This window comes from Streptomyces sp. NPDC091271, from assembly GCF_044757505.1.
Taxonomy (GTDB): Bacteria; Actinomycetota; Actinomycetes; order Streptomycetales; family Streptomycetaceae; genus Streptomyces.
The window spans coordinates 266,929-289,688 of sequence record NZ_JBIVVD010000007.1; the positions used below are offsets into that span (position 1 = coordinate 266,929).

The window sequence follows — 22,760 nt, forward strand, 5'->3', positions numbered from 1 at the left end:
CGACCCGGGCAGAGGTGTGGTGGACATGCGGCTCCTTCGAAATGGTTTCCGGCGGCTCCCAGCTTCGGCTCGGTGGGGCGGAAGCGGTATCGGACACCTGACTGAAGTCCACGCCCGGTCCTCAGCGACGGTATGTAGCATTGCGCCGTGTCCGGAGGGGGCGGCCGACAACAGACACCAGCGGCTCGGAGATGTGATGGACGGACTCGCCCAGGGCTCAGGTGACAGCGGTCGAGCGTCGTATGCACCTTTCGCGGATGCCGCTCACCCATCGGAACTACGTGAGATCGCCGAGGCGGTCACCGGCCCCGGCCCCGGGACGACGATCCTCCTGAGCGGGATGCCGGGGATCGGCAAGTCCACGCTCCTGGAGCAGGCCGCACAGCATGCGCGGGCTGCCGGTCACCGAGTGCTGCGGGCGGTCGCCGGCCCCGCGGAAGCCGCCCTTCCTTTCGCCACTCTTCACCAGCTGCTGCGCCCGGTCCGTGACGCGGTCACCGAGCTTCCGGTGCGGCAGCGCGCGGCCCTTCAGGGAGCTTTCGGCCTGGGGGAGACGGGCGATCCGCCCGACCCGATGCTCCTCGGTGTCGCTGTCCTCACTCTCCTGTCCGAGCTCGCCACCGAGGCGCCGGTCCTGGCGCTCCTGGACGACGCACAGTGGGCGGACCGCGCCTCGCTCGATGTGCTCGCCTTCGTGGCCCGGCGGATCGGCGAGGAACGCGTGTCGCTGCTGATCGCCGCCGAGAACGGGGACTCGCTCACCGGCTTCGACGCCCACCGGTCGGCCCTCGAGCTCGGGCCCGTCGAGCCCGCGGTCGCGGAACGGCTGCTGGACCGACAGCCCCGGCCGCCGGTCGGTGAGGCGCGCAAGCGCGTTCTCGACGAGAGCGAAGGCAACCCGCTGGCCCTCGTGGAACTCGCAGGCACGGTCGCCTCCGAGGGCGAGCCGGGGGCCGGCGGCGCCGCGCCGGCCATCGCGACCCGGCTGGTGCGCCGGTGGGGGGACCGGCTGACGGAGGTGGGGCGGCCCGCCCGGCACTGTCTGCTGGTGCTGGCGCTCTCCGCCGCCGACCCCGCTGAGCCCGTTCTGGCTCTCCTGCCCGAGGCGAGCGACCAGATGTGGGCGACAGCGGAGAGTGCCGGTCTCATCCACCGCACCGGCGGAGGCATCTCCTTCCGGCATCCCCTGGTCCGCTCGGCCGTCCACCAGGCAGCGTCCTTCGACGAGCGACGTGCCGCCCATCTGGCCCTGGCGGACGCGTTGAAGGAGGACCCCGACAGACGAGCCTGGCACCTGGCGGCCATCACGACAGGGCCCGACAAGGACGTGTCGGCGGCACTGGAACACGGCGCACACAGAGCGCGGCGCCGAGGCGGCTACGCCGAAGCCGCGCGCGCACTGGAGCGTGCCGCCGAGCTCAGCGTCGATCGTGCGGACCATGTCCGGCTGATCGCCTCCGCGACGGAAATGGCGGTCATGACGGGGCAGCTGGCCTGGGTGGAACGGCTGGCCGCGCTGACCCGCGTCTGGACCGATGACCCGGTCCCACTGGCCGTGGCCGCGCTCCAGACCGGGCGGATCATGGCTTTCACCACCTCTCACACCGCGGCGTTCCGACAGCTGATCGCAGCAGCACGGCAGTTGACGGCCGACCATGCCGAAGGCGCGCTGCAGGCACTCTCCGCAGCGGCCGTGGTTCGCTTCTACTCGGGTGAGGAATCCCAGCGCGACGAGATCGAAACCCTCCTGCCCGGCATATTGGACGGCTCGCCCGCCGACTCGCTCCCGTTCACCGCTCGCTGGCTCACGACGGTGGCCGGCACCCTCGACAGCGCCGGCCTGGGACCAGAACTGCCTCATCTGATCGCTACTGCTGAGCAACAGCCCGAGCGCTTGCATCTGTTGGGAGTCGCGGCGTGGATGCTGGATGAAACCGGTCTCGCGATCCGGAGCTTCGACGCGTCGTTCGCACTCTGGTCGTCGAGAGGTCCCCTGCCCGACGGCCTGGGCGGCGTGGCCGCCATGACCTACCTCGAACACGGCCGTTGGGTACGAGCCCAGGCGCTCTGTGCCGAACTGGCCGCTGTCGCGGACACCTACGGACTCGACCACGCCGCCGCGTGCGCGGCCTCCGTGGACGCCATGGCGCTGGCTCTGCGCGGGGACACCGCGCGTGCACGCGAACAAGCCGCCCGCGCGTGGTCGCTGATCGATCCCTCGGAGAGCCGGGCAGTCGCGGTCCACACACATCGCGCTCTGGGAATCGCGGCAACCGCCGCAGGGGATCACGAAGGCGCCTACGCCCACTTCCGCGCAGCGTTCGAAGCCGACGGCAGACCGGTGCATTACCAGGCTTCCACGGCCGCACTGCCGGAACTCGCGGCGGCGGCTGTGCGCAGCGGACACCACAGGCAGGCAGCCGACGTCATCGAGTACGCGACCCGCTCGGCAGACAGCCGGTCCACACGGGCCCGGGCGCTCCTGCTTCACAGTCGGGCACTGCTCGCCGACCCGGACCAAGCGAAGACGCACTTCCGGGCGGCCTTGGCGCTTTCCACACCTTCCGACCGGCCCTTCGAACATGCGCGGATCCTGCTCGACTACGCGGAGTGGCTGCGCCGCCGCCGTCGCATCGCGGAGGCCCGCCCGTTGCTGACCGAGTCCCTCGACGTCTTCCGTCGGCTGGGCGCCCGTCCCTGGGCGGCACGGGCCCAGGCCGAACTACGGGCGACCGGCACACAGGTGGCCGCGGCGGAGCCGGATGCCTTCCTCGACCTCACGCCGCAGCAACAGCAGATCGCCCACCTGGCGGCGCGGGGCCTGACCAACCGTGAGATCGGCGAAATGATCTTCCTGTCGCCCCGCACGGTCGGCTCACATCTGTACCGGGCATTTCCCAAACTCGGGATCACCGCACGCTCCCAACTGCGGGACGTGCTCCTCCCCACGCGCGGCAAGCGCCGGCTCCCGGACCGGTGAGGCCCGGGGGCCGGCGCTCTGTCCCGGTTCGGCTCAGCCCAGCTGCTCGTACGCCGGCAGCGTCAGGAAGTCCGCGTAGTCCTCGTCCAGCGAGACCGTGAGCAGCAGGTCGTGGGCCTGCTGCCACTTGCCGGACTCGAAGATCTCGTCGCCGATCTCCGCGCGGATGGCGTCCAGTTCCTCGGCGGCGACCTTGCGGGCCAGGTCGGCGGTGGCGTGTTCGCCGTTCTCGAAGACCACGTCCGCGTTGATCCACTGCCAGATCTGCGAGCGCGAGATCTCGGCGGTGGCCGCGTCCTCCATCAGGTTGAAGATGGCGACCGCGCCCATGCCCCGCAGCCACGCCTCGATGTAGCGGATGCCGACCGCGACCGCGTTGCGCAGGCCGTCGTACGAGGGCTTCGCGTCCAGCGTGTCGATGGCGATCAGGTCGCCGGCCGCCACGGAGACGTCCTCGCGCAGGCGGTCCTTCTGGTTCGGCCTGTCGCCGAGGACCGCGTCGAAGGACGCCATCGCGATCGGGACCAGGTCCGGGTGCGCGACCCAGGAGCCGTCGAAGCCGTCGCCGGCCTCACGGTCCTTGTCGGCCTTGACCTTCTCGAAGGCCACCTTGTTGACCTCGGCGTCGCGCCTCGACGGGATGAAGGCCGCCATGCCGCCGATGGCGTGCGCGCCGCGCTTGTGGCAGGTGCGGACCAGGAGTTCGGTGTACGCCCGCATGAACGGGGCGGTCATCGTGACCAGGTTGCGGTCCGGCAGGACGAACTTCGAGCCGCCGTCGCGGAAGTTCTTGACGATGGAGAAGAGGTAGTCCCAGCGGCCCGCGTTGAGCCCGGAGGCGTGGTCGCGGAGCTCGTAGAGGATCTCCTCCATCTCGTACGCGGCGGTGATCGTCTCGATCAGGACGGTCGCGCGGACCGTTCCCTGCGGGATGCCGACGTAGTCCTGGGCGAAGACGAAGATCTCGTTCCAGAGGCGTGCCTCCAGGTACGACTCGGTCTTCGGCAGGTAGAAGTACGGGCCCTTGCCGAGATCGATCAGACGCTGCGCGTTGTGGAAGAAGTAGAGGCCGAAGTCGACCAGCGCGCCGGGCACCGGGGTGCCGTCGAGCTGGAGGTGGCGCTCGTTCAGGTGCCAGCCGCGCGGGCGCGTGACGACGGTCGCGAGTTCCTCGGCGGGCTTGAGGGCGTACGACTTGCCCGACTTCGGGTCGGTGAAGTCGATGTTCCGGGTGTACGCGTCGATCAGGTTGAGCTGGCCGGTGATCACGTTCTCCCACGTGGGGGCGGACGCGTCCTCGAAGTCGGCGAGCCAGACCTTCGCGCCCGAGTTCAGGGCGTTGATGGTCATCTTGCGGTCGGTCGGACCGGTGATCTCCACCCGGCGGTCGTCCAGCGCGGCCGGGGCCGGCGCGACCTTCCAGGTGTCGTCCACACGGACCGCTTCCGTCTCCGGCAGGAAGTCCAGTGTGGAGGTGCGGGCGATCTCGGCGCGGCGCTCGCCTCGGCGGGCGAGCAGCTCGTCACGCCGGGGCGTGAACCGCCGATGGAGCTCGGCCACGAACGCGAGGGCCGCATCGGTCAGGACCTCGTCCTGCCTCGGCAGGGGCTCGGCGTCGACGATGGCCAGCGGGGACGGCGCTGGTGCGGACATGAGCTGTCACTCCTTCAGCGGGTGGTACGGCGGCATCCCACGGCCGCCGGGACGCCCAGGACGGCACGGGGTGCCAGGGCTCCGAGATACGGCCATGGGTACCGCCGAGGAACCGGAAGCGGAACCATGGGCTTCTGATCAGTGGATATTAGTTTCCTCATGGTGGAAGTTCAATGGTTTGTTGATGTCGAGATTCTCCGGGTCGACAGACGTGCCGCTCCGGCGGCGCGGCGTGCCAGGTCCGGTACGGTCCGTTCACTCCAGGTGCGTCAGGTCCTCCGCCGTGTCGATGTCGTACGCCTGAGCCACATCCGAACACTCGACGAGCGTGATCGCATCGCGATGCGCCCGCAGGTACGCCCGCGCCCCCTGATCACCTACCGCGGCCGCGGAGATGTCCGCCCACCGGTCCGCCCCGAACAGCACGGGATGGCCGCGCTCCCCGTCGTACGCCGCAGCCGCCAGCGACGCCCGGGAGCGGTACGCGGAGCGCACGCGCGCCACCGCCTCCGTCCCGATGCCCGGCTGGTCGACCAGGAGCACGAGGGCCGCGTCCACGTCCGAACCGACGAGGGCGCCCAGGCCTGCCCGGAGCGAGGAACCCATTCCCTCCTCCCATGACGGGTTAACCGTCACCGCGCACGCCGAGAGGTCCGCCAATGCCTGCACCTCCTCGGCCGCGGCCCCCAGGACGACACGGACGGGTCCGCACCCGCCGTTACGCAGCGACCGCACCGCGTGCTCGACAAGGGGGCGCCCGCGGTGTTCCAGCAGGGCCTTCGGCCGGCCGCCGAGGCGACGGCCACCGCCGGCGGCGAGCAGCACTCCGGCGATTACGGGGATCGGATGTGTGTGAGCCATGTGCCCTGGATACCACTGAGACATGTGTACCGGCGGAGTGGCTGTCACACCCCGGAGGTAGCCTGATTCCTTGTCCGCACAGTGGCGCCCGCCACCTCCGGTGGCGTTAACTTGCGGACGGCCCCAGGCACTTGACCGCCGCCCGGGGCCAGGTCGACACACCGGCACAATGATGTGCGAGGGGGAGTGCTTTGTTGCGAAGCGTGGGGCAGGAGCGGTTGACCGGGAGCGGCGAGGACCCGAGGGTGACGGAGCTGCGTACGGCCGTCTCCCGGCTCCGCCGCGAACTCGCCGGACATCCCGCCGAGTTCCCGGACCGGGGTATCGCCGAGGACGAGCTGGCCGCGCTGGACGCCATGGCAGGCAGCGGTAGGCCGGAGATACCCAGGCTGCGCCGTTCGCTGCTGCTGGTCGCGGGGGCGATCGGTTCGGTCAGCGCGCTGGCCCCGGGCCTCCGGGATGTACGGGTCGCCGTCGAGCTCTTCGGGGAGCCGCCGCGCCGCCACCCGTGACGCCGGGGGCGCGCTCCCGCCGCTGCCGCTCCTTCGCCGCCTGGATCTCCAGCTCCTCCCGGATGCGGCGCTCGGTCTGTCCGACCTGCCGGCGCAGCCAGTCCAGTAGCACCCGGGTCTTCTCCGAGTCGCTGATGCTGTCGGAGTGCGGGGTGCCGTCGGGCTGTGCTCAGTCCTCCCGGTCCCAGGTCCGGAGGACCGCCAAAGCGTACGCGACGCGGATGTCCAGGCTCGGGGCGACGTAGCGGTAGGTCCTGCTGATGCCCCGGTAGTCCAGGACCGTGCCCGCGCCCGCGGTGCGCCAGCGGGTTCGGGCCGGGCTCCGGAAGGTGTTGTCGTCCGCGGTGCCGTCGAAAAGCGAAAAGACCATCATGCAGAGCGCGAAGAGGAGCCAGATCGGAGCGGTCACCACGTAGAACAGCCACGCGCACCAGGTGCCGACCTGACCTGTCACCGACCGAGGCGAACCGGTGAACCGTGCCGACCACCGGACGCGCCGGGGCCAGGGCAGGATGCGGGCGCCGCGGCGCTCGACGCGTGCTGCGGAGGAGCCATCGGCCGAGCAGACCTCGTACACGTCCGGGGCGACTGGACGGACCGAACACCACAGGCTGCCGTCCAGTCCGTGGTGTATCCAGAATGGCGGGGCGGGTGCCCGGCTGCCGGAGCGTTCGGCGGCACGGGAGGCGCACACCCGCGCGAGCGGAGCGTCCTCGGGCCGCGGCGCTGTGGACAGCCGGATCGTTGCGATCATGTCTGCGTCGGGCGGCAGGTGGGCCGGTCGCGGTTCCGGCACGGGAACGGGGTTGACCCTGGAGACCAGGAACGTGTGTGTCGTGTTGTCCACGGTGTTATCCAAACGGGTTGACGTCGGAGAGGTGACCGAGCACGTCGCCGGCCGACTCCCGCGCCTTGTCGATTTTTTCGTGGATCTTCTCCGACCCGTACTCGATCGGGTCGGAGGCCAGGCGCACGCCTTCCTTGTACAGATTTTTGGCGCCGGTGACCGCCTCGTAACCGCGCGCTGTCCAGGACCGGGGGTCTATGTAGCGGCCGACCGTCTCACCGGCGTCGTCCACGATCGGCCGGACGGAATCCGCGAGCGCGGGTATGCGCCCCAGCGGAGTGCTTTCGATCAAGTGAGGCATGACCTTCTGAAAGCCGATGTCCGTCAGTCCCGCGCCGGCCCTGTACAGGTTGCGGTCACCGAACTCCTTGGCCACAGCTACCTGGAACCGATCCGCCAGGGTGTCCGCGGTGACGTGGATCGCGTGCGCTTTGCTGCCGAGAGCGCTCACGTTCCGCATCGCCCACTCCTCGGCGTCGTCGCCGAGTTTCGCCGTTCTTCCGACGTGCGCGATGACGTCGCCCGCCCGTTTCCAGGAGTCGGCCGCCTTCGCTCCGAAGTCCAGCACGTTCATCGGGATTTTGACGCCCTTCAAGGCTCCCTTGCCGAGCTTACCGACCCTGAGAAGGTCACCGAACGGAACGAAGCCGACCAGGTCGAGGCCGATGTCCAGAGCGTTGCCCTTTTTCGCACCGGCGGCCCAGCCGACGCCATGGGCGGCGAGGGCGCCGGCGTTGAGCGCCATGCCGATTCCCTCGAAGACGATGGCGCCGACGATGGTCTCGGAGAATACGACGGCGAGGATGTCGCACGCGGCGCTGGCGTAACCGAGCCAGTCCCCGATCTTGTAAATCGTGTCCGCGTGCTCCTTGACCCAGTTCCAGAGGTCGTCGGCCAGGCTCTTGATCTTGTCGCCGAGGCCAGCAAGGAGGTCGCCGAGCTTGTCGAGCAAGGACTGGTCGGGCGCGATCTCGGCGGCTTTGCGGATGATCGCAGCGGCTGCGCGGGCCCTCTCGTCGTGAGAGGTCAGCAGATCCCGCGCCTTCTTGATGACGACGCCCAGTGCCGCTCGGGCGTCGGTCACTCGCTTCGCCGCGTGATCCAGACGCTCTTGTGCGTTGCGCAGCTCCGCCGGCGTGTCGAAGGTTTGGCCCACTAGTTGCAAGTCGGGGCTGCTCTGCGCCTGCGCCAGGGTCTTCCGGGCGTCTGCGGCCTCCTCTTCGTACCTGCGTGCGAGAACTTGGAAGTCTCGCAGGTGTGAGTCCCAGGTCTTCAGCGCGTGCGCGGCGTCCGTCAGCGAGGTGTGTCCGTCGGCGAGGTACTTCGGCAGGGTGCCGGTCTTCTTGGCAAAGGCGGACGCGGCATCGCCAACCCAGGCTCCGTCTGCCTTGCCCAGCCGGGTCAAGGTGCTGTGGGCGTCGTGGAGTTGCCTGCTGGCTCTGCTGAGCGAGGTGACCAGTTGATGCACCGAGGAGGGCGCACCGGGAGCAGGATCAAAGCCGAGCGCGTCGTACGTCTGGGTACTCATGGGGGGCTCCTCGACGCGGTCAGTAGGCACTGAAGGGGGAAGGGGCGGAGAGCACAGTCGTCTCGGCTGCCTCCGGCTGATTGCTCGCTCCGAAGACCACGGTGTCGGCGATGTCTGCGAGAACTGCCTGGTAGAAGTGGAGGTCCTGGACATCGGCCGTACTCAGGCAAAGCAGGAGCAGTCGGTCGTCATCGGGGAATGGCAGCCAGACCTCGATGCGGACGAAGAAGCACTCCTGTTCTCCGTCAGGCAGGTCCCACGCGGCGCGAGACCCGGCTATGCGTACGACAGCGGGTCCGGCGGGCAGGGACACGGGCTGGGTTTCGGCACTCTCATCGTTTCCTGCCGCCTTGTCCAGCGACTCCGCGATGCCCGCGGCGGTGAGGTGCGGGTGAGGGTTGGCCAATTCGCGGACGCTGACGGTGAGCGTCGCGCGGCTGTGGCGTTCGGGCGGCTGGAAACCGTCGGCAGTGCCGCCGATCGGAAACACGCCGCAGGCGTTGTAGACCGTGCCCCCCTCGACGAGGGTCTGCGCGTTTGCCGCGTACATGACCGTGGTCAATCGGCGCAAACCCTCCAGGTCCTCGCGCTCACCCCAGTAATCTCGCGCGAACTCCCGCAGTCGCTCATGGAAGGCTTCCACGTCCTCACCGAGACTCAGTGGGACAACGTGGAACTCGGGCTGGACGTGGAAGCCGAATGCCTGAGGTGCTGGGGCAGGTCCGTCCTGGCCGGTATCCGCTGCAGGGGAACCGTGCGGGAGCGTCACAGCTCTCCCTGCCCGGTCCGGTCGATCTGCACGGACCGGAGGAGCGCGGCGATCTCGTCCTCCTGGTGTTGGAACAGCCGGCCTGACTCGGCAACCCTCTCGGTGAGTCCGGTTGTGGCATCAGCGATCAGCTTGATGCCGTATCCCCACTTGTCCTGGAAGTCGTCACAGGCTGCCTCCAACGCGCGAACCGGCGGTGCTGTCCGTCGACGAGCCGACCAGCGCGCTCGACCACGGACGCGGCGGTACTCGACCTGTTGCTCGGGCTGACCCGGGAGCGCTCAACGGCCGCGGTCATGGTCACCCACGACCGGGCGCACCTGGGCCGGGTGGGCACCACGGTGAGCATGGAGGGTGCCCTCCCTGGCCTGAGGGACCGCGCCCGGGGCTCAGCCCGTCGGGCCGCCGCTGCTGGCCAGTGCCTCCGAGAGCTCCTTCGCGATCTGCTGCAGGATCGGCACGATCCGCTCGGTCGCCGTCTCCGTCACCCGGCCCGCGGGCCCGGAGATGGAGATGGCCGCCGAGGTGGGGGAGTCAGGCACCGAGACCGCGAGACAGCGGACCCCGATCTCCTGCTCGTTGTCGTCCACCGCGTAGCCCGCCCTCCGTACCTGTTCGAGCGCGTCGAGGAAGCCGTCCGGAGTGGTGATCGTCTTCTCGGTGGCCGCCGGCATGCCCGTGCGGGCCAGCAGGGCCCGCACCTCGTCCGCCGGGGTGTGCGCGAGGAGGGCCTTGCCCACGCCGGTGGAGTGGGGGAGCACCCGCCGGCCGACCTCGGTGAACATCCGCATCGAGTGCTTGGAGGGCACCTGGGCGACGTACACGATCTCGTCCCCGTCGAGCAGTGCCATGTTCGCCGTCTCGCCGGTCTCCTCGACCAGTCGCTGGAGGTAAGGCCGCGCCCATGTGCCCAGCAGGCGGGCAGAGGACTCGCCGAGGCGGATCAGGCGGGGGCCCAGCGCGTAACGCCGGTTGGGCTGCTGGCGCACGTAGCCGCAGACGACCAGGGTGCGCATCAGCCGGTGGATCGTCGGGAGGGGGAGTCCGCTGCTCGCGGAGAGCTCGCTGAGCCCGACCTCGCCCCCGGCGTCCGCCATGCGCTCCAGCAGATCGAAGGCGCGCTCGAGGGACTGCACGCCGCCGCTGGGACCGGCGGGCTTGGAGTCGGATGTGCTGGCGTGGGACGGCGGCACGTCAACGGTCCTTTCGAAGCGGAGGCAAGGCAGCAGCCTACCGGGCTGTTCCCGATCGGCCCACTGCTCCCGGTGCGGCGTCCTTGCCGGTCAGGACCTGTTTTGTCCTGGTGTCGGCGGTCCGGGACGCGTTCGGCCCGAAGCGCGGTGGTGCCGCTCCTGGTCTATTCTACGTTCCGCCTGTCGAAAATGAACTTTTACTTCGTGGAAATGTCCAATCGGCGCCATGGGCGTTCCATCGGCCCGTCCACGGGGAAGCCCGAGGGGCAGGAGGGGTCTTGACGGGCCGCTTTCCCGAGTGAAGACTCCTTCAACAAATCGTTGAAATCTGCGTGAGGAGCACAGGTGTCCGGAGTGGACAAGAAGCAGGTACTCCGCTCGACGCGCGTGGTCACCCCCGAGGGAACCCGCGCCGCGGCGGTCCTCGTCGCCGGCGGGGAGATCGAGGCGGTCCTGCCGTACGACACCGAGGTGCCCGACGGCGCCCACGTCGAGGACTTCGGGGACGACGTCCTGCTGCCCGGCCTCGTCGACACCCATGTCCATGTGAACGACCCCGGCCGCACCGAGTGGGAGGGCTTCTGGACCGCCACCCGCGCCGCGGCGGCCGGCGGCATCACGACCCTCCTCGACATGCCGCTCAACTCCCTCCCGCCGACCACCACCGTCGAGCACCTGCGCGTCAAGCAGGGCGTGGCCGCCCCCAAGGCGCATATCGACACCGGCTTCTGGGGCGGTGCGATCCCCTCCAACACGAAGGACCTGCGCCCGCTGTACGAAGCCGGGGTCTTCGGCTTCAAGTGCTTCCTCTCGCCCTCCGGCGTCGAGGAGTTCCCCGAGCTGGACCAGGAGCAGCTGGCCCGCTCGATGGCCGAGATCGCCGGCTTCGGCGGGCTCCTGATCGTGCACGCGGAGGACCCCCACCACCTGGCCGAGGCTCCGCAGAAGAGCGGGGAGAAGTACACCGACTTCCTCGCCTCCCGCCCCCGCGACGCGGAGAACGCCGCCATCGAGGGCCTCATCGCCCACGCGAAGCGGCTGAACGCCCGCGTGCACGTCCTGCACCTCTCCTCCAGCGACGCCCTGCCGCTGATCGCCGCCGCCAAGCGCGAGGGCGTACGCGTCACCGTCGAGTCGTGCCCGCACTTCCTCACCCTGACCGCCGAGGAAGTCCCTGACGGGGCGACCGAGTTCAAGTGCTGCCCGCCCATCCGGGAGGCCGCGAACCAGGACGCGCTCTGGGCCGGGCTCGCCGACGGCACGATCGACTGCATCGTCTCCGACCACTCGCCCTGCACCACGGACCTGAAGACCCCCGACTTCGCCTCCGCGTGGGGAGGGATCTCCTCGCTCCAGCTGGGCCTGCCCGCCATCTGGACCGAGGCGCGCCGGCGCGGCCACACCCTCGACGACGTGGCCCGCTGGATGTCCGCCGCCCCCGCCGGCCTCGCCGGGCTCAGCCGCAAGGGCGCCATCGAGGCCGGACGGGACGCGGACTTCGCGGTTCTCGCCCCCGACGAGACCTTCACCGTCGATCCGGCCGGACTCTTCCACCGCAACCAGGTCACCGCCTACGCGGGGAAGACCCTGCACGGCGTCGTCAGGTCCACCTGGCTGCGCGGCACGCGGATCGCGGCCGACGGCGTACTCGCCGAGCCCACCGGCCGCCTCCTCGAAAGGAACCGCTGACCCATGACCGCGACACCGCACTTCACCGGCGACGCGAGCCCGTACGGGGGAGGCGACCCGTACGCCGACTACCGCACCGCCGACTTCCCCTTCACCCACCTCGTGGACCTCGCCGACCGGCGTCTCGGCGCAGGGGTCATCGCCGCCAACGACGAGTTCTTCGCCGAGCGGGAGAACCTGCTGAAGCCGGAACCCGCGGAGTTCGATCCCGAGCGGTTCGGACACAAGGGCAAGATCATGGACGGCTGGGAGACCCGCCGTCGGCGCGGTACGGGCGCCGCCGAGCCGCACCCCACCGACGAGGACCACGACTGGGCCCTCGTACGCCTCGGTGCTCCTGGTGTGGTGCGCGGACTGATCGTCGACACAGCGCACTTCCGTGGCAACTACCCGCAGTCCGTCTCCGTCGAGGCGACCTCGCTGCCCGGCTCCCCGTCGCCCGAGGACCTCCTCTCGCCCGGCGTGAAGTGGACGACCCTCGTCCCCCGTACGGCCGTCGGCGGTCACGCGGCCAACGGCTTCACCGTCGACTCGGGGCAGCGGTTCACCCACCTCCGGGTCAACCAGCACCCCGACGGAGGCATAGCCCGGCTGCGCGTTCACGGCGAGGTGGCTCCCGACCCGGCATGGCTCACCGCACTCGGTACGTTCGACCTGGCGGCCCTGGAGAACGGCGGCCAGGTGGAGGACGCCTCCGACCGCTTCTACTCCCCGGCCACCAACACCATCGCGCCGGGCCGCTCCCACAAGATGGACGACGGCTGGGAGACCCGCCGCCGGCGCGACAAGGGCAACGACTGGATCCGCTACCGGCTGGCGGAGCAGTCGGAGATCCGGGCGGTCGAGATCGACACGGCCTACCTCAAGGGCAACGCGGCGGGCTGGGCGGAGATCTCGGTCAGTGACGGCGAGGACGGCGAGTGGTCGGAGATCCTGCCCCGCACCCGGCTCCAGCCCGACACGAACCACCGGTTCGTCCTGCCGGAGCCCGTGCGCTCCACGCGCGTCCGGATCGACATCTTCCCGGACGGCGGGATCTCCCGGCTGCGGCTCCTTGGCTCGCTCACCGAGGAGGGGGCGGCTCGGCTGACCGCCCGTCACGAGGCGCTCGGCGGCTGACGGCCCGGGGCTGGTGTGCCGGTTCAGGCCCGGCCTGTGCGGATATGGGACCCTGGTCGGGACGCCGCCCCCGACCAGGAGTCGCCATGATCTTCATCGCCGTCAAGTTCACCGTGCGTACCGCCGAGCGGGACAACTGGCTCCCGGCCGTCGAGGACTTCACCCTCGCCACCCGTCAGGAGCCGGGCAACCTCTTCTTCGACTGGTCCTACAGCGTCGAGAACCCGGACCAGTTCGTCCTGCTCGAGGCGTTCGCCTCGGAGGAGGCGGGGGTGGCGCATGTGAACTCCGAGCACTTCAAGAAGGCGATCGACACCATGTCGGAGCTCGTCAGCGAGGTACCGGAGATCATCAACGTCGAGGTGCCCGGGGACGACTGGTCCCGGATGTCGGAGGTCACCCCGCGCAACCGGTGACCGTGGCAGCCCCGCGCAACCGGTGACCGTGGCAGCGCCGTGCAACCGGTGGCGGCCGGGCGCCCCGGCCGCCACCGATGATGCCCGCGACAGGGGTCAGAACTCCTCGTGCGTATCGGGGTCCCCGCCGAAGCGGTGAGGCGGCCGGGCCCCGATCAGGTCCAGCTCCCGCTGTGTCAGCTCGAAACCGAACAGATCGAGATTCTCCCGCTGCCGCCCGGGATCCGCGGACTTCGGGATCGGCACCGCCCCCAGCTGCGTGTGCCACCGCAGCACGACCTGGCCCGGCGTCACACCGTGAGCCCCGGCGGTGGCGACCACCTCGGGCGCCTCGAGCACCTGGCGCCCCCGGGCCAGCGGACTCCAGCTCTCCGTGACGATGCCCTTCGCGTCGTGCACCGCCCGCAGCTCCTCCTGCGGGAGCAGCGGATGCATCTCGATCTGGTTCACCACGGGCAGCACACCCGTCTCCCGCTCCAGCCGGTCCAGGTGCTCCGCCGTGAAGTTGGAGACACCGATGGACCGTACGAGGCCGTCCTCACGCAGCTTGATCATCGCCTTCCAGGTGTCGACGTACTTGTCCACCCGGGGCAGCGGCCAGTGGATGAGGTACAGATCGACGTACTCCAGCCCCAGCTTGCCGCGCGACTCCTCGAAGGAGGCCAGCGTCTCCTCGTAGCCGTGGTGGCGGCCGGGCACCTTGGTCGTGACGAAGACGTCCTGCCGCGGCACCCCGGAGCTCGCGATGCCGCGACCGGTACCGGTCTCGTTCCCGTAGTTCAGCGCGGTGTCCACGAGCCGGTAGCCGGCCCGCAACGCCCCGGCGACGGCCTGCTCGGCCGCTCCGTCGTCGAGTGGCCAGGTGCCGAGGCCGACCGCGGGGATGGTGCTGCCGTCGTGGAGATTGCGGACCGGGGGCGGTGTCTGGCTCATGGTCTCCCATTTCGTTCGCGTACCGTCCCCGCCAGCGTAGGACGGGCCGTCGGGCGCGGCGCGCGGCGGCCCGGACCCCGTCAGCAGAGGTCGTTGTGCCACTCACCGTCCTCCCGAACCCAGGAGGACCGCTCGTCGTACTCCGGCTCGCCCACGCCGTAGGTCACCCGTGCGTCGTTCTCGTGGACGCTGTCCACGGACAGCCGCTTCAGGGTGTACGTCTTCCCGAGCTGCTCGGCCGTCTGCGTCGCCCGGTCGACGAGCGCCTCGAACTGAGCCTCGGACATGTCCTTCCGGCAGCGCGTGGAGACGAGCGCGTAGGCGGCGTCGGTGTCCGGCTCGTAGTAGGCCGCCACGTACGCGCGCACGGACGATTCCAGTGCCGCCGTGTCCACCGGGGTGGTGGGCGACGTGGACGGACCGGTGGAGCGGGACGGGGACGGCGCGGCTCCGGGGGGCGTTTCCGGTTCCTGGGTGCAGGCGGTCAGTGCGGCCAGAGCGACGAGCACGGAGAGTCCGGCACGAGTGATGTGTGTGGTGCGCATGCACCCTATGTATCGAAGGTGCGTGCGAGTCGTCGGCGATGTAGTCGATCTGTGACCGTGGAATCGCGGCGGACCTCGCCGGGCGGGCCGATGACTTTCGCCCGAAAGTGGTGTCGGAACAGGTGGAAGCAGACGGACTGCCGGGACCCATGACCCCTGGCACGAGGCGAAGGAGCGGGACCATGGCGAAGCTGACCCTCACCACGTTCGTGTCCCTCGACGGCGTGATGCAGGCGCCCGGAGGCACCGACGAGGACACCAGCGGCGGCTTCGAGTACGGCGGCTGGCTGGTGCCCTTCGCGGACGACGGCATGGCGGCCTTCGTCAACGAGGTCTTCGACCGGTCGGGCGCCTATCTCCTCGGGCGGCTTACGTACGACATCTTCGCGGCCTACTGGCCCCGGGTCACCGACCCGCAGGACCCGATCGCCACACGTCTCAACACCCTGCGCAAGCACGTCGTCTCCACCACCCTGACCGACCCGGAGTGGGAGAACACGACGGTGGTCTCCGGCGACGTGCCGGCCGAGGTCGCCCGGCTCAAGGAACGGACGGCGGAGGGTGAGCTGCAGATCCACGGCAGTGGCACACTGGCGCGGTCCCTCCTGGCGCACGGCCTGATCGACGAGGTCAACCTGCTCGTGTACCCGGTCTACCTGGGCGGCGGCAAGCGGCTCTTCCCGGAAGGCGGGAAGCCGACGGCCTTCGAGCTGACCGGTGCCCGGACCACCGGAAGCGGCATCGCGATCCACACCTACCGGCCGACGGGACCTGCCCGGTTCGGAGACTTCGAACCCAGGGCCTGACAAGGGCCGGGCCAAGGTTCACCACTCGCGAGGCGGTGTCCAGTCGGGGTGGCGCCCCAGGGCGGACAAGAAGAGGGGGAGCGTGCCGGTCCCTTCGTCCGGAGGGACGGCAGGGCGGAACGCGGAGCCCGGAACGCGCCGTGCGTCACCGTCCGGTACGGCCCGTGCGAGCGGCAGGGCCGCGCGGAGCACAGGTTCCGGCAGGCGGACGGAGAGCCCGAGAGCGGCGGCCACGTCCCACGCGTGCGCCACGTAGTCGATGAAGTGGAAGCCGATCGCCCGGAGACCGGGCACCGCCCGCTCACCGATCTCCGGCAGGGCGAACGGTCTTCCCGGCAGGCCCGGGGCGGCGAAGGCGTCCAGGACCGCGTCGGCGGCGACCCGGTAGGCGCCGGCCGGGTCGTCCCCGAGATCCGGGAGCCGCCAGGCACCGGCGTCGCTCCCTTCTCCGCGCGCGGCCGCCGCGAAGCCGTGATGCTGCGCGGTCATGTGTTCCACCAGCTCCCGCAGGGTCCACCGGTCACACGGGGTCGGCCGCCGCCAGTCCTCGGGGCGGGCCTGTGCCACGACACGGACGGACTCCAGGACGGCGGTGCGGTCGAGCAGGACGATGTCCATCGCTGCCTCTCAGTTCCAGGGCTCGGTGCCGGTCAGGATCCGCTCCGCGCACGCCCGGACCGCCGTCGGCCAGGGGCCGGTGTCCGGGCCGGAAAGCGCGGAAGGTGTGGCCTCCCTGAGGTTCGACCGCATCACTCCGCGCCCTCGGCACGCCCGGACGATCCGCATGTGGTCCGGGCGGGCGACGAATCGCGTCAGGGAGGCCTCGTCGGTCCGGACCGTGACCGATCCCGAACGGTTCAGCCGGAGGCCGGTGCCCGCCCGGAGCCGGACGGCGACCGCCCCGGGCGTCTGCGGCCGGCTCCGCCGCAGTCGAAGGCCCTCGACCGCGGGGGTGCCCCACAAGCGGTGCGTGACGAATTCGGTGACGCTGACGACGACGGCCGAGCCGGGATCGATGCCGTGCGCGGCGGGGCCGTAGGTCCAGGACGTCTTCCGGATACCGGACGGCATGGCCGTACCCTCCGTCGAGGTGGACGGGCCGGACCCGTGTCCGGCCTCCCGGGTGACCATATAACTAAACGAACGGTCGTGCAGCTATTTCCGTCCAGGGGCCACCGGCAGCGCGGAAGGGTCGGTGGCGACAGTGTGCAGCCGCCCCAGGATGGCCCGCGTCGCCTTGGTGTAGCCCGGGTTGTTGTTGTGAAGCACGGACTCCGCGTTGGCCAGTTCCATGAACGCGATGAGCTCGAAGGCCAGCTGCGAGACGTCCGTGTCCGCGACGAGTTCCCCCCGCACCCTGGCCTCCTCGAGCGTCTCCTCCACGAAGGTGACCCAGCCCGTCTGCGTGGAGGCCAGCGCGTCGTGCACCTTGCCCTCCCGGGAGTCGAACTCGGCGATGGTTGCGTAGAAGAAGCAACCGCCACTGAACACCCGGCGCTGCGAGTAGGAGAGCCAGCTCTCACACATCCGCCAGACACGGCCCAGCCCGGGCGGAACCGCCCTGGTCGGAGTCAGCACGTGCTCGACGAAGACGGTCACCGCGGCGCGCACCGTGGCGAGCTGCAGCTCCTCCTTGGAGCCGAAGAGGGCGAACACCCCGCTCTTGCTCAGCTTCAGCTCCGTGGCCAGCCGGCCGAGCGACAGGCCCTCCAGTCCCTCGGTCGAGGCGACGTGGACCGCGCGCCCCAGCACCAGCTGCCTGGTCTGGTTCCCCCGCTCGACCCGTCCGTCCAGCCGCGCTCCACCCATGTGCCAACTCCGTGTGTCCGAGCGTCCCAAGACCGACATTCTAGGAGGAGCCGACACCCCCGGGGGACCGCTTCCAGCAGTGACGAACCCTGCGAACAGGTGGCCGAGTCACCCTGCGGACAGAGCTTTCCGAGCGCGGCGGCGTTCGGTACGGTGATCGCTCCCCGTGTGAGCCGGCGAGGTCTCCACATCGCTCCCCTTGTGGAGAACCAGGAGAACCAGGTGTCCGCTGCCGTCCTGCCCGCACTCGCCCCGCCCCGCCGCGCGTGGGTCACCGATCTGCCCCTCCTGCTCGTCGCCGCGGTCTGGGGGGCCAGCTACCTCGCGGCCAAGGGCATCACCACGACGCACACGGTGATCGCCGTCCTCGTGCTCCGCTTCGCGATCGTGCTGCCCGCCCTGGCCGTCGCCGGGTGGCGCGGGCTGCGGGCGCTGAGCGGCGCGCAGTGGCGGGGCGCCGGCCTGCTGGGGCTGGTGCTCAGCGGGATCTTCCTGCTGGAGACGTACGGGGTCGTGCACACGTCTGCGACCAACGCGGGGCTCATCATCAGCCTCACCATGGTCTTCACCCCGCTGGCCGAGGCCGCGGTCACCCGGGTCAGGCCGCCGGCCGCCTTCCTGGCGGCGGCGGGCCTCTCCGTCGCGGGCGTGGTGCTGCTGACCCAGGGCGCCGGCTTCACCAGCCCCTCGGCAGGGGACCTCCTGATGCTGCTCGCGGCCGTCGCCCGTACGGTCCACGTCCTCGCGATGGCGCGCATCAAGTCGGTCCAGGACGCCGACTCGCTCTCCCTGACCACGGTGCAACTCGGCAGTGCGGTCGCCGTCTTCGCCGTACTGGCCGCCCTGCCGGGGACCGGGCCCGCGCCCTGGACTGTGGCGGCGGGCTTCGGCGCCGCCGAGTGGGCGGGGCTGCTCTTCCTGTCCGTGTTCTGCACGCTGTTCGCGTTCTTCGTGCAGATGTGGTCGGTACGCCGCACCTCTCCGTCCCGCGTCAGCCTGCTCCTCGGTACGGAGCCGCTCTGGGCCGCGGCCGCAGGCATCGCGATCGGCGGCGAGCGCCTCGGCGCGCTGGGTGCGCTCGGCGCGGTACTCGTGCTGACGGGCACCGCGTGGGGGCGCCGCCGCGCGGACGTCACGTCCTGACGCCGCGTCCAGCCCTCGCGTCCCGCGTCACGTCCTGATCGAGTCCGCCGCGATCATCACGGCTCCGCCGGTCACGACCAGCACGATGTTGACGAAGAGTCCGTAGCCGTCGAGGAAGTCGAGCTTCGCCACCAGGACCCACAGCCGGAACCAGCCTGTCCACTCGTACAGCAGTCCTGCGGCGCCCTGCGCGAACACGATGAATCCCACCGACTCCACGAATTTCTTCATGGTCCGAGCCTGGAGTTGGCCGCCCCGGGCCCGCGTCGGCCACAGGTATGCGGCTCACCGACGGAAGTCTCGGATCGTACGACTTCGGTATCTCCCTGGCACGGACAGACGTCTCCGGGCCCTCCACGTGCGTAGTTTTGTCGACATGACACGTACGGAGTACCGCTGGCTGCTGCCCTCCGCCCTGGCCGACGACGAACTGTCCGGCTCCCGGGGCGGCTCGCGGCGGACCGTGCGGGACTGGGCCGTCGACATCACGGCCTTCCTCTGCGCCGCGGGCTTCGGGATGATCGCCCTCGCGGCGATCGAGGCCGACCCGACGACACCGGACGGTGTCGTTCTCGCCGACTCGCTCATCGGGGCGGCGTCGTGCTGCGTGCTCTGGGTCCGGCGCAGGTGGCCCGTGGGAGTCGCCGTCGGCCTCACGGTGCTCAGCCTGGTGGAGCCCGTCGCGGCCGGGGCCATGCTGATCGGGCTGTTCAGCCTGGCCGTGCACCGTCCGTACAAGCAGGTCGCGCTCGTCGGAGCGGGCGCCCTCGTCGTCGCGCCCGTGCAGCCGATGCTGCGCCCGGATCCCGAGGCGTCGCTCTTCGCCTCCACCGTCATCGGGGTGCTGCTCGTCCTCCTCGTGCTCAGCTGGGGCATGGTCGTACGGTCGCGGCGGCAGCTGGTCGTCACCCTGCGCGAACGCGCGCGCCGGGCGGAGGCCGAGGCCGCGCTCCGGGCCGAGCAGGCGCAGCGGCTGGCGCGGGAGGCCATCGCCCGCGAGATGCACGACGTCCTCGCCCACCGGCTGACGCTGCTCAGCGTCCACGCCGGCGCCCTCGAATTCCGGCCCGGCGCGCCCCCGGCCGAGGTCGCGAGAGCCGCCGGAGTCATCCGCGACAGTGCCCACGAGGCGCTCCAGGACCTCCGCGAGATCATCGGTGTGCTGCGCGGACCCGGCGACAGCGACGACGGCAACAGGCCCCAGCCCACGCTCGTCACCCTGGACGCCCTGATCGACGAGTCCCGCTCGGCGGGCATGGCCGTCACGCTGGCCAACAGCGTCCACGACCCGGCACGGGCGCCCGCGGCCACCGGACGCACGGTCTACCGCATCGCCCAGGAAGCGCTGACCAACGCCCGTAAGCACGCGCCCGGAGCCCCCGTCGACGTCACCGTGGCGGGCGGGCCGGGCGACGGGCTGACCATCGAGGTCCGCAATCCCGCCCCCACCGAGCCCTTCGAACCGGTCCCCGGATCCGGTCAGGGACTCATCGGCCTCACCGAACGGGCCGGCCTGGCCGGCGGCAGTCTGGACCACGGACCGCGTCCCGGCGGCGGATTCGCGGTCAAGGCCCGGCTACCGTGGCCGGCATGAGCACTCCTACGTCACCGGACAGGCCACCGGTCCGGCTGGCCGTCATCGACGACGACCCGCTCGTGCGTGCCGGACTCGCCCTGATGCTCGGCGGCGACAGGGGCATCGACCTCGTGGGGGAGGGCGCCGACGGCACCGAGGTAGCCGCCCTCGTCGCCCGTACCCACCCCGACGTCCTGCTCATGGACATCCGCATGCCGGGCATGGACGGGCTGGCCGCGACCGAGGAGCTCCGGCGCCGGCCCGGCGCGCCCGAGGTCATCGTCCTGACCACGTTCCACGCCGATGAGCAGGTGCTGCGCGCCATCCGGGCCGGGGCGGCGGGCTTCGTCCTGAAGGACACCCCGCCGGCGCAGATCGTCGAGGCGGTCCTGCGCGTCGCGGCGGGTGAGCCCGTCCTCTCGCCCGCCGTCACCCGCAGGCTCATGGCCCGCGCGGCGGGAGACCCGGCGGACGACCGCCGGGGCCGCAGGACACGCGCCAGGCAGCGGTTCGCCGAGCTCGGGGAGCGCGAGCAGGACGTGGCCTCCGCGGTCGGCCGGGGCAGCTCCAACGCCGAGATCGCCGCCGCGCTCCATCTGAGCGTCGCGACGGTCAAGGCGCACGTCTCCCGGATCCTGGCCAGGCTCGAACTCAACAACCGTGTCCAGATCGCGCTGTTGGTGCACGACGCGGGTCTCCTCCATGAGGACGAGGACGGGGCGCCGGACAGCCGCCTAGGCTGAACCGGTCAGACCGGAAGAGGGGGCGGGACGATGACAGTGGTCGATCTGCGCGGGGCGGCGGACTTCGGCGCGAATCCGTACCCGTACTACGCGAAGCTGCGCGCCGAGGGGCCGGTGCACCTGGTCCGTACCGACGACTTCGAGCGGATCTGGATGATCGTCGGTTACGAGGAGGCCCGGGCGGCCCTCGCGGACCAGCGCTACAGCAAGGACTGGCGTACGACGGAGCGCTTCTCCGCGTCGAGCAACCCGATCAACGCCAACATGCTGGAGATGGACGCCCCGGACCACACCCGGCTGCGCAGACTCGTCGCACGCGAGTTCACCGCCCGGCGGATCGAGGCGCTGCGCCCGCGCGTCGAGCAGATAACCGGGGGCCTCCTCGACGCGATGGTGCCCGCCGGGAGCGCGGACCTCATCGACGCGTTCGCCTTCCCGCTGCCGATGACCGTGATCTGCGAGCTCCTCGGCGTACCCGACATCGACCGGGACGCCTTCCGCCAGATGTCCAACGCCATCGTCACGCCGGTCTCGCCGGAGAAGGAGAGCGAGGCGGTCCACGCGATGGGCGCCTATCTGGAGGAGCTGATCGAGGACAAGCGGTGCGCCCCGGGCGACGACCTCATGAGCGCCCTGATCCAGGCACGCGACGACGAGGGTGACCGCCTGTCGCCGGACGAACTGATCGGCATGGCCTTCCTGCTCCTGGTCGCAGGACACGAGACGACCGTGAACCTGATCGCCAACGGCGTACGCGCACTGCTCGACCACCCGGACCAGCTGGCCCTGCTACGCGCCCGGCCGGAGCTGATCGACGGCGCCGTCGAGGAGATGCTCCGCTACGACGGGCCCGTGGAGACAGCCACTTTCCGCTTCACCCGCGAACCCGTCGCCATCGGCCCGGTCGTCATACCGCAGGGCGAGGCCGTGCTGGTCGCCCTGGGCTCCGGGGACCGGGACCCCGGCCGCTATCCGGACCCGGACACCTTCGACATCCGGCGTGAGGCGCAGGGGCACCTGGCCTTCGGGCACGGCATCCACTTCTGCCTGGGCGCACCACTGGCCCGGATGGAGGGCCGCATCGCGATCCGCGCCCTGCTGGAGCGCTGCCCCGGACTCGTCAGGGACCCGGACGGTGGGGAGCCCGACTGGCTGCCGGGGCTGCTGCTCCGGGGCGTCCGCCGCCTTCCGGTGCGCTGGTGAGGTGAGATGGCGCCCATGACCGCACTCTCCGTGGACACAGCACAGCAGGTACTCGACAGCCAGCCGTTCAGCGGGCTCGTCGGCGCGCGGATCACGGCGTTCGGGGACGGCGCGGCCGTCCTCGAGGTCGACGTGCGTGAGGAGCTCACCCAGCAGAACGGCTTCCTGCACGGCGGGGTGCTCTCCTACGCGGCCGACAACGCGCTGACCTTCGCCGCCGGGACGACGCTCGGAGCGGCCGTCCTGACCGGTGGTTTCTCGATCCAGTACGTCCGTCCGGCGAGCGGCCGCACCCTGAGCGCCCGTGCCGAGGTGGTCCACACCGGCCGCAGACAGGCGGTCGTGCGCTGCGATCTGTACACCGTGGACGACGAGGGGGCGGAAACCCTGTGCGCGGTCGCGCAGGGGACCGTTCTCTCCGCCCGCCCGGTCTGA

General features: G+C 70.6%; 24 protein-coding genes and 1 pseudogene. 12 read left to right on the plus strand and 13 right to left on the minus strand.

From position 1 onward, the window contains the following. Nucleotides 1-196: 196 nt before the first annotated feature. Nucleotides 197-2,980: an AAA family ATPase gene (locus ACIQM3_RS28290; protein ID WP_401629001.1), complete on the plus strand. Its 2,784-nt coding sequence runs from the start codon at nucleotides 197-199 to the stop codon at nucleotides 2,978-2,980. A gap of 33 nt (nucleotides 2,981-3,013) precedes the next feature. Here the strand turns inward: ACIQM3_RS28290 and aceB are convergent, their stop codons facing one another. Then, nucleotides 3,014-4,633, minus strand: a complete 1,620-nt coding sequence (gene aceB / locus ACIQM3_RS28295; RefSeq protein WP_401629004.1) for a malate synthase A — start codon at nucleotides 4,631-4,633, stop codon at nucleotides 3,014-3,016. Nucleotides 4,634-4,888: 255 nt separating this feature from the next. After that, nucleotides 4,889-5,494: an NTP transferase domain-containing protein gene (locus ACIQM3_RS28300; RefSeq protein WP_401629007.1), complete on the minus strand. Its 606-nt coding sequence runs from the start codon at nucleotides 5,492-5,494 to the stop codon at nucleotides 4,889-4,891. Nucleotides 5,495-5,685: 191 nt separating this feature from the next. Between ACIQM3_RS28300 and ACIQM3_RS28305 the strand changes: the two genes are divergently transcribed. Continuing rightward, nucleotides 5,686-6,006 carry a DUF5955 family protein gene (locus tag ACIQM3_RS28305; protein ID WP_401629010.1) on the plus strand — a complete coding sequence of 107 codons (321 nt, stop codon included), beginning with the start codon at nucleotides 5,686-5,688 and terminating at the stop codon, nucleotides 6,004-6,006. A gap of 169 nt (nucleotides 6,007-6,175) precedes the next feature. On the opposite strand, the gene ACIQM3_RS28310 is transcribed toward ACIQM3_RS28305, so the two are convergent. The 4 genes from ACIQM3_RS28310 to ACIQM3_RS28325 form a co-directional block, all read right to left on the minus strand. Beyond that, nucleotides 6,176-6,853 (minus strand): hypothetical protein, encoded by a 678-nt coding sequence (locus ACIQM3_RS28310; protein ID WP_401629013.1) that lies wholly within the window; start codon nucleotides 6,851-6,853, stop codon nucleotides 6,176-6,178. 4 nt (nucleotides 6,854-6,857) lie between these two features. Continuing rightward, on the minus strand, nucleotides 6,858-8,381 hold the full coding sequence (locus ACIQM3_RS28315; protein WP_401629016.1) for a hypothetical protein: 1,524 nt from the start codon (nucleotides 8,379-8,381) through the stop codon (nucleotides 6,858-6,860). A 19-nt stretch (nucleotides 8,382-8,400) separates the two neighbouring features. After that, the gene (locus ACIQM3_RS28320) at nucleotides 8,401-9,024 is read right to left on the minus strand and encodes a hypothetical protein (protein ID WP_401629019.1); all 624 of its coding nucleotides are present in this window, start codon (nucleotides 9,022-9,024) and stop codon (nucleotides 8,401-8,403) included. A gap of 122 nt (nucleotides 9,025-9,146) precedes the next feature. Further along, nucleotides 9,147-9,332, minus strand: coding sequence for a hypothetical protein (locus tag ACIQM3_RS28325; RefSeq protein WP_401629022.1), 186 nt, complete (start codon nucleotides 9,330-9,332; stop codon nucleotides 9,147-9,149). A gap of 5 nt (nucleotides 9,333-9,337) precedes the next feature. On the opposite strand from ACIQM3_RS28325, the pseudogene ACIQM3_RS28330 reads away from it, so the two are divergent. Next, nucleotides 9,338-9,503: pseudogene (locus tag ACIQM3_RS28330) on the plus strand (ABC transporter ATP-binding protein); the annotation flags it as partial. A gap of 36 nt (nucleotides 9,504-9,539) precedes the next feature. Here ACIQM3_RS28330 and ACIQM3_RS28335 read toward each other — a convergent pair. Beyond that, on the minus strand, nucleotides 9,540-10,343 hold the full coding sequence (locus tag ACIQM3_RS28335) for an IclR family transcriptional regulator (protein ID WP_401629024.1): 804 nt from the start codon (nucleotides 10,341-10,343) through the stop codon (nucleotides 9,540-9,542). Between the two features lie 345 nt (nucleotides 10,344-10,688). Here ACIQM3_RS28335 and allB point away from each other — a divergent pair, with 345 nt between their 5' ends. The 3 genes from allB to ACIQM3_RS28350 all read left to right on the plus strand — a co-directional run bounded on the left by allB (nucleotide 10,689) and on the right by ACIQM3_RS28350 (nucleotide 13,567). Continuing rightward, nucleotides 10,689-12,032: an allantoinase AllB gene (allB, locus tag ACIQM3_RS28340; RefSeq protein WP_401629027.1), complete on the plus strand. Its 1,344-nt coding sequence runs from the start codon at nucleotides 10,689-10,691 to the stop codon at nucleotides 12,030-12,032. Nucleotides 12,033-12,035: 3 nt separating this feature from the next. Beyond that, entirely contained in the window at nucleotides 12,036-13,151 is a 1,116-nt protein-coding gene (gene alc, locus ACIQM3_RS28345) for an allantoicase (protein ID WP_401629030.1), read from the plus strand. 86 nt (nucleotides 13,152-13,237) lie between these two features. Continuing rightward, complete coding sequence (locus ACIQM3_RS28350; protein WP_401629033.1) at nucleotides 13,238-13,567, plus strand: putative quinol monooxygenase; 330 nt, start codon at nucleotides 13,238-13,240, stop codon at nucleotides 13,565-13,567. Nucleotides 13,568-13,663: 96 nt separating this feature from the next. Here the strand turns inward: ACIQM3_RS28350 and ACIQM3_RS28355 are convergent, their stop codons facing one another. Then, nucleotides 13,664-14,500 carry an aldo/keto reductase gene (locus tag ACIQM3_RS28355; protein ID WP_401629036.1) on the minus strand — a complete coding sequence of 279 codons (837 nt, stop codon included), beginning with the start codon at nucleotides 14,498-14,500 and terminating at the stop codon, nucleotides 13,664-13,666. 80 nt (nucleotides 14,501-14,580) lie between these two features. Beyond that, nucleotides 14,581-15,045 carry a hypothetical protein gene (locus ACIQM3_RS28360; RefSeq protein ID WP_401629039.1) on the minus strand — a complete coding sequence of 155 codons (465 nt, stop codon included), beginning with the start codon at nucleotides 15,043-15,045 and terminating at the stop codon, nucleotides 14,581-14,583. Nucleotides 15,046-15,227: 182 nt separating this feature from the next. Here ACIQM3_RS28360 and ACIQM3_RS28365 point away from each other — a divergent pair, with 182 nt between their 5' ends. Then, nucleotides 15,228-15,851, plus strand: coding sequence for a dihydrofolate reductase family protein (locus tag ACIQM3_RS28365; protein ID WP_401629041.1), 624 nt, complete (start codon nucleotides 15,228-15,230; stop codon nucleotides 15,849-15,851). 18 nt (nucleotides 15,852-15,869) lie between these two features. Here ACIQM3_RS28365 and ACIQM3_RS28370 read toward each other — a convergent pair whose 3' ends face one another. The 3 genes from ACIQM3_RS28370 to ACIQM3_RS28380 all read right to left on the minus strand — a co-directional run bounded on the left by ACIQM3_RS28370 (nucleotide 15,870) and on the right by ACIQM3_RS28380 (nucleotide 17,660). Then, nucleotides 15,870-16,469, minus strand: coding sequence for a TIGR03086 family metal-binding protein (locus ACIQM3_RS28370; RefSeq protein ID WP_401629044.1), 600 nt, complete (start codon nucleotides 16,467-16,469; stop codon nucleotides 15,870-15,872). A 9-nt stretch (nucleotides 16,470-16,478) separates the two neighbouring features. Then, nucleotides 16,479-16,922, minus strand: a complete 444-nt coding sequence (locus tag ACIQM3_RS28375; protein WP_401629048.1) for a hypothetical protein — start codon at nucleotides 16,920-16,922, stop codon at nucleotides 16,479-16,481. Between the two features lie 84 nt (nucleotides 16,923-17,006). After that, nucleotides 17,007-17,660: a TetR/AcrR family transcriptional regulator gene (locus tag ACIQM3_RS28380; RefSeq protein WP_401629051.1), complete on the minus strand. Its 654-nt coding sequence runs from the start codon at nucleotides 17,658-17,660 to the stop codon at nucleotides 17,007-17,009. Between the two features lie 222 nt (nucleotides 17,661-17,882). On the opposite strand from ACIQM3_RS28380, the gene ACIQM3_RS28385 reads away from it, so the two are divergent. After that, a complete protein-coding gene (locus ACIQM3_RS28385; RefSeq protein WP_401629054.1) occupies nucleotides 17,883-18,803 on the plus strand; it encodes a DMT family transporter in 921 nt (306 codons plus the stop codon). Nucleotides 18,804-18,830: 27 nt separating this feature from the next. Here ACIQM3_RS28385 and ACIQM3_RS28390 read toward each other — a convergent pair whose 3' ends face one another. Continuing rightward, nucleotides 18,831-19,034: a hypothetical protein gene (locus tag ACIQM3_RS28390; RefSeq protein ID WP_401629056.1), complete on the minus strand. Its 204-nt coding sequence runs from the start codon at nucleotides 19,032-19,034 to the stop codon at nucleotides 18,831-18,833. 145 nt (nucleotides 19,035-19,179) lie between these two features. On the opposite strand from ACIQM3_RS28390, the gene ACIQM3_RS28395 reads away from it, so the two are divergent. From ACIQM3_RS28395 to ACIQM3_RS28410, 4 genes are read left to right on the plus strand one after another with little or no spacing between them, the layout of a single operon-like run. Next, complete coding sequence (locus ACIQM3_RS28395; RefSeq protein WP_401629059.1) at nucleotides 19,180-20,397, plus strand: sensor histidine kinase; 1,218 nt, start codon at nucleotides 19,180-19,182, stop codon at nucleotides 20,395-20,397. After that, complete coding sequence (locus ACIQM3_RS28400; protein WP_401629062.1) at nucleotides 20,394-21,122, plus strand: response regulator; 729 nt, start codon at nucleotides 20,394-20,396, stop codon at nucleotides 21,120-21,122. The genes ACIQM3_RS28395 and ACIQM3_RS28400 overlap by 4 nt, the downstream gene beginning before the upstream one ends. A 30-nt stretch (nucleotides 21,123-21,152) precedes the next feature. Next, nucleotides 21,153-22,325: a cytochrome P450 gene (locus ACIQM3_RS28405; protein ID WP_401629064.1), complete on the plus strand. Its 1,173-nt coding sequence runs from the start codon at nucleotides 21,153-21,155 to the stop codon at nucleotides 22,323-22,325. A gap of 15 nt (nucleotides 22,326-22,340) precedes the next feature. Continuing rightward, complete coding sequence (locus ACIQM3_RS28410; protein WP_401629066.1) at nucleotides 22,341-22,760, plus strand: PaaI family thioesterase; 420 nt, start codon at nucleotides 22,341-22,343, stop codon at nucleotides 22,758-22,760.

What these genes read in the sequence shown, in the direction of transcription:
- ACIQM3_RS28290 (WP_401629001.1), top strand. Translation starts at nt 197, where the DNA reads ATGGACGGACTCGCCCAGGGCTCAGGTGACAGCGGTCGAGCGTCGTAT.
- aceB (WP_401629004.1), bottom strand. Translation starts at nt 4,633, where the DNA reads ATGTCCGCACCAGCGCCGTCCCCGCTGGCCATCGTCGACGCCGAGCCC.
- ACIQM3_RS28300 (WP_401629007.1), bottom strand. Translation starts at nt 5,494, where the DNA reads ATGGCTCACACACATCCGATCCCCGTAATCGCCGGAGTGCTGCTCGCC.
- ACIQM3_RS28315 (WP_401629016.1), bottom strand. Translation starts at nt 8,381, where the DNA reads ATGAGTACCCAGACGTACGACGCGCTCGGCTTTGATCCTGCTCCCGGT.
- alc (WP_401629030.1), top strand. Translation starts at nt 12,036, where the DNA reads ATGACCGCGACACCGCACTTCACCGGCGACGCGAGCCCGTACGGGGGA.
- ACIQM3_RS28350 (WP_401629033.1), top strand. Translation starts at nt 13,238, where the DNA reads ATGATCTTCATCGCCGTCAAGTTCACCGTGCGTACCGCCGAGCGGGAC.
- ACIQM3_RS28355 (WP_401629036.1), bottom strand. Translation starts at nt 14,500, where the DNA reads ATGAGCCAGACACCGCCCCCGGTCCGCAATCTCCACGACGGCAGCACC.
- ACIQM3_RS28360 (WP_401629039.1), bottom strand. Translation starts at nt 15,045, where the DNA reads ATGCGCACCACACACATCACTCGTGCCGGACTCTCCGTGCTCGTCGCT.
- ACIQM3_RS28365 (WP_401629041.1), top strand. Translation starts at nt 15,228, where the DNA reads ATGGCGAAGCTGACCCTCACCACGTTCGTGTCCCTCGACGGCGTGATG.
- ACIQM3_RS28370 (WP_401629044.1), bottom strand. Translation starts at nt 16,469, where the DNA reads ATGGACATCGTCCTGCTCGACCGCACCGCCGTCCTGGAGTCCGTCCGT.
- ACIQM3_RS28375 (WP_401629048.1), bottom strand. Translation starts at nt 16,922, where the DNA reads ATGCCGTCCGGTATCCGGAAGACGTCCTGGACCTACGGCCCCGCCGCG.
- ACIQM3_RS28380 (WP_401629051.1), bottom strand. Translation starts at nt 17,660, where the DNA reads ATGGGTGGAGCGCGGCTGGACGGACGGGTCGAGCGGGGGAACCAGACC.
- ACIQM3_RS28390 (WP_401629056.1), bottom strand. Translation starts at nt 19,034, where the DNA reads ATGAAGAAATTCGTGGAGTCGGTGGGATTCATCGTGTTCGCGCAGGGC.
- ACIQM3_RS28395 (WP_401629059.1), top strand. Translation starts at nt 19,180, where the DNA reads ATGACACGTACGGAGTACCGCTGGCTGCTGCCCTCCGCCCTGGCCGAC.
- ACIQM3_RS28400 (WP_401629062.1), top strand. Translation starts at nt 20,394, where the DNA reads ATGAGCACTCCTACGTCACCGGACAGGCCACCGGTCCGGCTGGCCGTC.
- ACIQM3_RS28405 (WP_401629064.1), top strand. Translation starts at nt 21,153, where the DNA reads ATGACAGTGGTCGATCTGCGCGGGGCGGCGGACTTCGGCGCGAATCCG.
- ACIQM3_RS28410 (WP_401629066.1), top strand. Translation starts at nt 22,341, where the DNA reads ATGACCGCACTCTCCGTGGACACAGCACAGCAGGTACTCGACAGCCAG.